1 protein-coding gene is annotated in these 1,139 nt (G+C 69.4%); it reads left to right on the top strand.

What is annotated here, in order from left to right; genetic code table 11:
- On the top strand, nucleotides 1-1,139 hold a 1,139-nt coding region (locus ACF08F_RS37675), incomplete at both ends, for an acyl-CoA dehydrogenase family protein (protein WP_392303069.1).

Genomic DNA, 1,139 nt, shown 5'->3' with positions numbered 1-1,139 from the left:
TTCGACCTGTATCGGCCCTCCGAGGAGCACGACATGCTCCGTGAGTCGGTGCGTGCGCTGGCGGAGGCGAAGATCGTTCCGTTCGCGGCGGCGGTGGACGAGGAGCACCGGTTCCCGCAGGAGGCGCTGGACGCGCTGGTCGCGAACGACCTGCACGCCGTGCACGTGCCGGAGGCGTACGGGGGCGCGGGCGGGGACGCGCTGGCGACGGTGATCGTGATCGAGGAGGTCGCGCGGGCGTGCGCGTCCTCGTCGCTGATCCCGGCGGTGAACAAGCTGGGCTCGATGCCGGTGATCCTGTCGGGCTCGGAGGAGCTGAAGGCGAAGTACCTGGGCCCGCTGGCCAAGGGCGACGCGATGTTCTCCTACGCCCTCTCGGAGCCCGACGCGGGCTCGGACGCGGCCGGGATGAAGACCCGCGCGGTCCGCGACGGGGACTTCTGGGTCCTCAACGGCGTGAAGCGGTGGATCACCAACGCCGGTGTCTCGGAGTACTACACGGTGATGGCCGTCACCGACCCCGACAAGCGGTCCAAGGGCATCAGCGCCTTCGTCGTGGAGAAGTCCGACGAGGGCGTGTCCTTCGGCGCCCCGGAGAAGAAGCTCGGCATCAAGGGCTCCCCGACCCGCGAGGTCTACCTCGACAACGTCCGCATCCCCGCCGACCGCATGATCGGCGCCGAGGGCACCGGCTTCGCCACCGCGATGAAGACCCTCGACCACACCCGCGTCACCATCGCCGCCCAGGCCGTCGGCATCGCCCAGGGCGCCCTCGACTACGCCAAGGGCTACGTCCAGGAGCGCAAGCAGTTCGGCAAGCCCATCGCCGACTTCCAGGGCGTCCAGTTCATGCTCGCCGACATGGCCATGAAGCTGGAGGCCGCCCGCCAGCTCACCTACACCGCCGCCGCCAAGAGCGAGCGGACCGACGGCGACCTCACCTTCTTCGGCGCCGCCGCCAAGTGCTTCGCCTCCGACGTCGCCATGGAGGTCACCACCGACGCCGTCCAGCTCCTCGGCGGCTACGGCTACACCCGCGACTACCCCGTCGAGCGCATGATGCGCGACGCCAAGATCACCCAGATCTACGAAGGCACCAACCAGGTCCAGCGCATCGTCATGGCCCGCAACCTCCCGTA

The organism is Streptomyces sp. NPDC015130 (assembly GCF_043080005.1).
Taxonomy (GTDB): Bacteria; Actinomycetota; Actinomycetes; order Streptomycetales; family Streptomycetaceae; genus Streptomyces.
The sequence above is the reverse complement of the archived record's forward strand: the minus strand, read 5'-3'. Positions and strand labels throughout refer to the sequence as shown.